Here is a 917-nt window from a genome sequence, read left to right on the forward strand (position 1 = left end):
TGTTGAATGGGGCTAACCCGGCAAGAGCCGCGGCCTCGCCGCGTGACAAGTGGCCAAGCTCTGGCATGCGGATCAGCAGCGCGATGGCGGTACGCGGTCCAATGCCGTCGATGCTGAGCAGCAGATCGAGCCGGTTTGCCACGTCCTCGTGACGACGAAGCATGGTCACAAGCTTGGCGATCAAGCCGGCCCGGCGTTGCTTCAGTCTGGCGAGATCGGCCCTCCAACTGCGCTGCGCCGCAGGATCGCGGACGTGCTCGAGCCGAACTTTGATCCGCGCCATGTCCTCTTCGGTCTGTTCCAGCCAGGTCAACCGTTCGGCAAGCGCAGAAAGTCGAGGATCAGGCGCTTGCCGCACCACCCCATGCTCCGCCACGAAGGCCGCAATCAGCTGCGCATCGATGCGGTCGGTCTTGGCGCGACGCAGCTTCGCAATCGCATAGGCTCGTATCTGTCTCGGCTGAAGAACGAGCACGACCAAGCCCGCTGCGCGCAAGTACTCAACTACGTCTCGCTCATAACCACCGGTCGCCTCCAGCCCGACCCGAACCACCTGATGCTGGCGTATCAGGCGCACCAGTTCGCTAAAGCCTTCCGGCGTATTGGCCACCTGCCAGCTCTGCTTGCAACCGTGAAGTGCGATGTCGAGCTGCTCCTTTGCAACATCGATTCCGGCAACAACCGTGTTAGACTGGCTCATCTTCGTCGACCCTTCCTTGTGATGCGAACCCATGGTTCCTTCAACCATCCGGGTCCGATGAAGATGCCGACCGCGATCTTGCTCGCAAACAGCCCTCGCGGCTCAGGAGCGCTCGATCCGACGATCGGCGACCCGCTTCGGGTGGCCGCCCGAAGCGGGTCGTTCCTCTCGGAACAGTCGGATTATAGCGGGGCGCGCCAATACAAGGAGCGAAGCG

At 62.4% G+C, this 917-nt stretch carries 1 protein-coding gene; it reads right to left on the reverse strand.

Going from position 1 to position 917, the window contains the following annotated elements:
* Window positions 1–748: transposase (locus tag RCO31_RS34840; protein WP_374991578.1), on the reverse strand; the 748-nt coding region annotated here is incomplete at its 3' end.
* Window positions 749–917: the final 169 nt, after the last annotated feature.

This window comes from Bradyrhizobium sp. LHD-71, assembly GCF_031157255.1.
Lineage (GTDB): Bacteria > Pseudomonadota > Alphaproteobacteria > Rhizobiales > Xanthobacteraceae > P52-10.